The organism is Vibrio sp. 10N.261.52.A1 (genome assembly GCF_002876325.1).
Taxonomy (GTDB): domain Bacteria; phylum Pseudomonadota; class Gammaproteobacteria; order Enterobacterales; family Vibrionaceae; genus Vibrio; species Vibrio chagasii.
In genome coordinates, this window is sequence record NZ_MCYD01000742.1 from 1,375 (window position 1) to 7,547 (window position 6,173).

Genomic DNA, 6,173 nt, shown 5'->3' on the forward strand with positions numbered 1-6,173 from the left:
CTGCTGAAGTTCTTAAGAAAGCGGGCGTTTACGACAAGCGTCGTCTATTCGGTGTTACTACTCTGGATGTGATTCGTTCTGAAACTTTTGTTGCTGAGCTAAAAGACAAAGATCCAGGCGACATTCGCGTTCCTGTTATCGGTGGTCACTCTGGTGTGACTATTCTTCCTCTTCTTTCTCAAGTTGAAGGCGTAGAGTTCACTGACGAAGAAATCGCAGCATTAACGACTCGTATCCAAAATGCAGGTACTGAAGTTGTAGAAGCTAAAGCGGGCGGCGGTAGTGCAACACTATCTATGGGCCAAGCAGCTTGTCGTTTCGGTCTTGCTCTAGTGAAAGCTCTACAAGGTGAAGAGAACGTCATCGAGTGTGCATACGTTGAAGGTGAAGGCGAGCACGCACCATTCTTTGCTCAACCAGTTAAGCTAGGTAAAGAGGGCGCAGAAGCTATCCTTAGCTACGGTGAATTGAGCGATTTCGAACGTAATGCTTTAGACAGCATGCTTGAAACGCTAAATGGCGATATCGAGATTGGTGTTGAATTCGCTAAGTAAGCGAGACACGATTCATTTAGCCAAACAGATATAATAAAAGCCGACCTTATAGGTCGGCTTTTTTGATCCTAGAGTTCAAGCTACTCGTATTCGCTTTTAACACTAAGTTGAAGGGAAATGTTATGGCTACTGTTCAGAAAGGTATGAATGTCGAATATTTGGGGCACTTAGGAAAAGTATTGGTAATTGATGAGCAAGAGCAGTATGCCTTAGTAGAGACTTACAATGGGCATGAGCAATATGCAGTGCCAATGGAAGAGCTTGAAGAAATTGAAGCTCAACTGCCACTATCATTGGAAGCTAGTCGATATTGAACTTAATTCCTTTACAAATATTTGTTCAAAACTAAAAAAAGAGCCCAGAGGCTCTTTTTTGTTATTTATATAGAAGCTTGTCTATTAACCTGCTTACTTGCTGCGTTTAACAGCTAAGTGTGCGAGAGTGGTTAGCGCTTGTTTATATTCAGAGTCAGGAAGTACAGAAAGCTCAGCGATGGCTTTATCGGCCTCTTCGTAGGCTTTATTTGTCGTGTACTCTAAAGAGCCTGTCTCTTTCATCACAGCCATAATGTCGTCGAGACGTTCCATGCCGTTGGCTTTTTCAATCGCCTCACGAATCATGCTTGCTTGCTCTGGAGAGCCATTGTGCATTGCGTATAAAAGAGGCAAGGTCGGTTTGCCTTCTGCTAGGTCATCACCAACGTTCTTACCCATCTCTTTGCCATCTGCGGTGTAATCCATTACATCATCAATCAGCTGGAATGCAGTGCCTAGGTATTTGCCATAGTTTTGCATTGCCGTTTCGATGTCTGGTGACGACTCAGTCAGAATCGCGCCAATTTGAGTCGCAGCTTCAAACAGGCGAGCAGTTTTCGAGTAGATAACCTGCATGTAGCTTTCTTCAGTGGTGTCTGGGTTGTTGCAGTTCATTAATTGTTGAACTTCACCCTCAGCAATCACGTTTACCGCTTCACTCATTAGCTCGAGGATCTTTAAAGATCCTAGCGTCGTCATCATTTGGAATGAGCGTGTGTAAATAAAGTCACCTACCAAAACACTGGCAGCATTACCAAAGGCTGCGTTGGCGGTTGCCTTACCACGTCTCATGTCTGATTCGTCGACAACATCGTCATGAAGCAGAGTCGCGGTATGAATAAACTCAATAAAGGCTGCAGAGGTAATATGTGCTTCGCCTTGGTAACCAAGAGCACGAGCAGATAAAAGAGCAAGCAAAGGGCGTAGGCGTTTGCCGCCGCCGCTAACGATATAAAAACCAAGCTGGTTGATTAAACTTACGTCAGAATTAAGTTGGGCTTGAATTGTTTCATTCACTTTTGCCATATCATTGGCAGTAAGCGTTTGGATAGCTTTAAAATCCATTGTTCATCCGGCTGAAGTTAGACCCTGTAAGGTTTATACGTTGTATTAATTGTTGAATAATACACTAAAAAACGTTGATTAATACATCGCTTAAGGGCATGATTGCCGCACTTTTCTTTGGCGAACAGGTTTTCGCCAATTTTTTAAAAATATGGCTTGTCATAGCGCCATGATTCCCGTAGAATCTGCGCCCTATTGATTAGTTTAGCGCACACCCGAGTTGTACAAATAACAACCATAGGCTGTGCGGAAAAAGCGGAGTAAAATATGTACGCTGTTTTCCAATCTGGTGGCAAACAACACCGAGTAAGCGAAGGTCAAACACTTCGTTTAGAGAAATTAGACGTTGAAACTGGTGCAACTGTAGAATTTGATAAAGTTCTTCTTGTTGCTAACGGCGAAGAAATCGCTGTTGGTGCACCTCTTGTTGAAGGTGGTAAGGTTACTGCGGAAGTAGTACAACACGGTCGTGGCGATAAAGTAAAAATCGTTAAGTTCCGTCGTCGTAAGCACTCTCGTAAGCAAGCTGGTCACCGTCAGTGGTTCACAGAAGTGAAAATCACTGGCATTAACGCTTAAGTATTAGGAGAGTTTAACAATGGCACATAAAAAAGCTGGCGGTTCTACTAATAACGGCCGCGATTCAGAAAGCAAACGTCTTGGTGTTAAGCGTTTCGGTGGCGAATCTGTTCTTGCAGGTAACATCATCGTACGTCAACGTGGTACTAAGTTCCACGCTGGCACAAACGTTGGCATCGGTAAAGACCACACTCTTTTCGCTCTTACTGAAGGTAAAGTGAAATTTGCTGTTAAAGGTCCTAAAAACCGTAAGTTCGTAAGCATCGAAGCTGAGTAATTTAATCTTTAATTAGATTTTATTATAGCTTTCAAGCTGAATTCAAAAGCCCTGCCGATTCGGCAGGGTTTTTTATTTATAACGAGAATAAAAAAGTAGACGCTCTTGTTTAAGCTTTAACAAGTTTCAAGCAAAGAACCTCTCCTTATTTGTTCCTTGGTTGCAGGTCGGCCTAGATCTTAGGTGATCGATCTAAACTCGGATCTGCTAGAATTTATATCACTCCTTGATGAGTGGTAACGCAACGTAAGTGCGGAGTTAAAAAATGAAATTCGTTGATGAAGCGGTAGTAAAAATAGAAGCCGGTGATGGCGGTAATGGTACAGTGAGCTTTTGGCGCGAAAAGTTCGTCGCTAAAGGTGGTCCTGATGGCGGTGACGGCGGTGACGGCGGTGATGTTTACATCCAAGCTGATGAAAACTTAAATACACTGATCGATTACCGTTTCCAACGTTTTTACAGCGCAGAGCGTGGTGAAAACGGTCGCGGTGGTAACTGTACGGGTAAACGTGGTAAAGACATCACGTTAAAAGTGCCTGTAGGTACTCGTGCTGTTGATATCCATACTAATGAAATCGTTGCTGAAGTTGCTGAGCACGGCAAGAAGGTAATGGTTGGTAAAGGCGGCTGGCACGGTCTGGGTAACACGCGCTTCAAATCGTCTGTTAACCGCGCTCCTCGTCAAAAGACAATGGGTACTAAAGGTGAAGTTCGTGAACTGCGTTTAGAGCTTCTTCTACTCGCTGACGTTGGTATGCTTGGCCTACCAAATGCAGGTAAGTCTACCTTTATCCGCTCTGTTTCTGCAGCGAAACCAAAAGTAGCTGATTACCCGTTCACAACTTTGATCCCAAGCTTGGGTGTGGTGAGCGTGGTTCCTGAGAAGAGCTTTGTTGTTGCCGATATCCCAGGTCTGATCGAAGGTGCTGCTGATGGTGCAGGTCTTGGTATCCGCTTCTTGAAACACCTTGAGCGTTGTCGTGTTCTTCTACACATGATTGATATCATGCCGATCGACGGTTCTGATCCTATTCAGAATGCACTAACGATCATTGATGAACTTGAGCAGTACAGTGAAAAAGTGGCACAAAAACCTCGTTGGTTAGTGTTCAACAAAGTTGACCTAATGCCAGAAGAAGAAGCAGACGAAAAGATTCAAGAAATCATCGATGCTTTAGGTTGGGAAGACGAGTACTTCAAGATCTCTGCAGTGAATAAGCTAGGCACTAAAGAGCTTTGCTTTAAACTTGGTGAGTTCATGGAGAACCTACCACGTGAAGTGGAAGAAGTTGCCGAAGAAGAAAAAGTCGACTTTATGTGGGATGACTACCATAAAGATGCGATGAGCGGCAAAAATGTCGTTACCGAAGATGATGACGATTGGGATGATTGGGACGACGAAGAAGATGACGGCCACGTTATCTACGTTCGTGACTAATTGAGTCAATTAGATAAAAACCGCAATTAATATTGCGGTTTTTTTGTATCTAAATCATGAACAGAGTTTTATTGTTAAGGCAAAATTTACCTCTTAAGTATTAACGCCAATGGGAAGGAAATCATGGCATCAAAACAAAGAGCGATCTCAAGACTTGTCGCTCAGTCAGGGCAAATGTTATTAGCGCATGGCGCGGAAAGCACTTTAGTTGGCGACATTATGCGTCGTATCGGTATTGCTTGTGGAGTCGACGAGGTCGAGGTTGCGCTGTCTGCCAATGCACTTGTTGTGACGACAGTAATGAATGATCACTGTATCACGACCACTCGAAGCTGTGCAGATCGTGGGATCAACATGCAAGTGATCACCGATATTCAACGCGTGTGTATCATGATGGAGAAAGGGATCCTCGATTATGGGCTAGCGTATAAAAAGATCCAAAATATCAGCCCTGAGCGCTATAACCGTTGGTTAGTCGTTGTGATGATAGGCCTATCTTGTGCTTCTTTTAGTCGGCTTGCAGGCGGTGATTGGCAGGTGTTCATGATGACCTTTATTGCTTCTGCCTGTGGCATGATCGTCAGACAAGAGATTGGTCATCGCCACTTTAACCCACTGTTAAACTTTGCAATCACAGCTTTTGTTACCACGACTATCTCTGCTCAAGCTGTCCTCTACAATATTGGTGGTCAGCCAACTATCGTAATGGCTTCATCGGTATTGATGCTCGTGCCTGGATTCCCACTGATTAATTCTGTTGCAGACATGCTCAAAGGGCACATCAATATGGGGTTGGCGCGCTTTACCATGGCAAGCTTACTTACTTTGGCGACTAGCTTAGGCATTGTTGCTGCGATGAGCCTATCTGGTGTTTGGGGGTGGGCGAGCTAATGAGTATCTTCGAACTGTTTTTAGGCTTACTTAACGATATGTTTTTTGCAGCGATTCCGGCTGTCGGATTCGCATTGGTGTTTAACGTTCCGCAACGCGCTTTAATTTATTGTGCACTCGGCGGCTCTATCGGTCACGGTAGCCGTTATTTGATGATGCACTTTGGGATTCCAATTGAATGGGCAACCTTCTTCGCCGCAACAGTGGTTGGTCTCATAGGTGTGCATTGGTCTCATAAGCTGTTGGCTCATCCCAAGGTATTTACAGTCGCGGCTCTGATTCCTATGGTGCCGGGCGTCTTTGCCTTTAAAGCGATGATTGCCATGGTTGAGATTAATAGGGCAGGATATAGCCCTGAGCTGGTTGCGATGTTGATGGAGAACTTTTTGAAATCGATGTTCATTATCGCAGGTCTAGCGGTTGGCTTAGCTGTGCCTGGGCTGTTATTCTACCGACGCAGACCTATTGTCTAGCATCCATTTTCTCAGTTAAGGACAGGACTTTCGATTTATGATCATCAGTATGATTGCAGCAATGGCCAATAACCGTGTAATAGGTAAAGATAATCAGATGCCTTGGCACTTGCCTGCGGACTTCGCATGGTTTAAGCGCTCAACGATGGGTAAACCTGTAGTCATGGGCCGTAAAACCTATGATTCGATTGGACGTCCTTTACCTGGTCGATTAAACATTGTGATCAGCCGTGATATGAACTTGGAAATTGAAGGAGTGACCACGGTAACTTCGATTGAAAAAGCTCTGGATCTAGTCAGCGATGTTGAAGAGGTGATGATTATCGGTGGTGGTTCAATCTATGAAAGCTGCCTACCTAAAGCAGATAAGCTGTATCTGACTTATATCGATTTTGATGTTGATGGTGATACTCAATTCCCAGATTGGGGAGAAGGTTGGAAGCAGAGCTTTCACGATATGTATCAAGCGGATGAGAAAAACAAACACAATATGGAGTTTGTGATCCTCGAACGTTAAGGTCCATGGTGTTAGAAACGCTTGCGCTGCGAAATCAGTAGCGCAAGCTTCTCGTATCTCGTATC

The 6,173-nt window shown here is 44.2% G+C and carries 8 protein-coding genes and 1 pseudogene; 8 read left to right on the forward strand and 1 reads right to left on the reverse strand.

Features of this window, described 5'->3' with window-relative positions:
- Window positions 1-554 (forward strand): annotated as a pseudogene (locus BCT81_RS15215) (malate dehydrogenase); the annotation flags it as partial.
- A gap of 122 nt (window positions 555-676) precedes the next feature.
- Complete coding sequence (locus BCT81_RS15220) at window positions 677-868, forward strand: hypothetical protein (RefSeq protein ID WP_017061375.1); 192 nt, start codon at window positions 677-679, stop codon at window positions 866-868.
- A 93-nt stretch (window positions 869-961) separates the two neighbouring features.
- Here the strand turns inward: BCT81_RS15220 and ispB are convergent, their stop codons facing one another.
- Window positions 962-1,933, reverse strand: a complete 972-nt coding sequence (gene ispB, locus BCT81_RS15225) for an octaprenyl diphosphate synthase (RefSeq protein WP_102424974.1) — start codon at window positions 1,931-1,933, stop codon at window positions 962-964.
- Between the two features lie 267 nt (window positions 1,934-2,200).
- Between ispB and rplU the strand changes: the two genes are divergently transcribed.
- The 6 genes from rplU (at window position 2,201) to folA (ending at window position 6,108) form a co-directional block, all read left to right on the forward strand.
- Window positions 2,201-2,512 carry a 50S ribosomal protein L21 gene (gene rplU, locus BCT81_RS15230; protein ID WP_004740823.1) on the forward strand — a complete coding sequence of 104 codons (312 nt, stop codon included), beginning with the start codon at window positions 2,201-2,203 and terminating at the stop codon, window positions 2,510-2,512.
- 19 nt (window positions 2,513-2,531) lie between these two features.
- Entirely contained in the window at window positions 2,532-2,789 is a 258-nt protein-coding gene (rpmA, locus tag BCT81_RS15235; RefSeq protein ID WP_004735905.1) for a 50S ribosomal protein L27, read from the forward strand.
- Window positions 2,790-3,054: 265 nt separating this feature from the next.
- Window positions 3,055-4,227, forward strand: a complete 1,173-nt coding sequence (gene cgtA, locus BCT81_RS15240; RefSeq protein ID WP_102424975.1) for an Obg family GTPase CgtA — start codon at window positions 3,055-3,057, stop codon at window positions 4,225-4,227.
- A gap of 123 nt (window positions 4,228-4,350) precedes the next feature.
- Window positions 4,351-5,118 carry a threonine/serine exporter ThrE family protein gene (locus BCT81_RS15245; protein ID WP_008220033.1) on the forward strand — a complete coding sequence of 256 codons (768 nt, stop codon included), beginning with the start codon at window positions 4,351-4,353 and terminating at the stop codon, window positions 5,116-5,118.
- Window positions 5,118-5,591, forward strand: coding sequence for a threonine/serine exporter family protein (locus tag BCT81_RS15250; protein WP_170222432.1), 474 nt, complete (start codon window positions 5,118-5,120; stop codon window positions 5,589-5,591). The genes BCT81_RS15245 and BCT81_RS15250 overlap by 1 nt, the downstream gene beginning before the upstream one ends.
- A gap of 37 nt (window positions 5,592-5,628) precedes the next feature.
- Window positions 5,629-6,108 (forward strand): type 3 dihydrofolate reductase, encoded by a 480-nt coding sequence (gene folA / locus BCT81_RS15255; RefSeq protein WP_102424977.1) that lies wholly within the window; start codon window positions 5,629-5,631, stop codon window positions 6,106-6,108.
- The last annotated feature ends 65 nt before the right edge of the window (window positions 6,109-6,173 follow it).

Bases quoted from the DNA above. Each gene is read 5' to 3' on its own strand.
- BCT81_RS15220 (WP_017061375.1), top strand. From the start codon at position 677: ATGGCTACTGTTCAGAAAGGTATGAATGTCGAATATTTGGGGCACTTA.
- ispB (WP_102424974.1), bottom strand. From the start codon at position 1,933: ATGGATTTTAAAGCTATCCAAACGCTTACTGCCAATGATATGGCAAAA.
- rplU (WP_004740823.1), top strand. From the start codon at position 2,201: ATGTACGCTGTTTTCCAATCTGGTGGCAAACAACACCGAGTAAGCGAA.
- rpmA (WP_004735905.1), top strand. From the start codon at position 2,532: ATGGCACATAAAAAAGCTGGCGGTTCTACTAATAACGGCCGCGATTCA.
- cgtA (WP_102424975.1), top strand. From the start codon at position 3,055: ATGAAATTCGTTGATGAAGCGGTAGTAAAAATAGAAGCCGGTGATGGC.
- BCT81_RS15245 (WP_008220033.1), top strand. From the start codon at position 4,351: ATGGCATCAAAACAAAGAGCGATCTCAAGACTTGTCGCTCAGTCAGGG.
- BCT81_RS15250 (WP_170222432.1), top strand. From the start codon at position 5,118: ATGAGTATCTTCGAACTGTTTTTAGGCTTACTTAACGATATGTTTTTT.
- folA (WP_102424977.1), top strand. From the start codon at position 5,629: ATGATCATCAGTATGATTGCAGCAATGGCCAATAACCGTGTAATAGGT.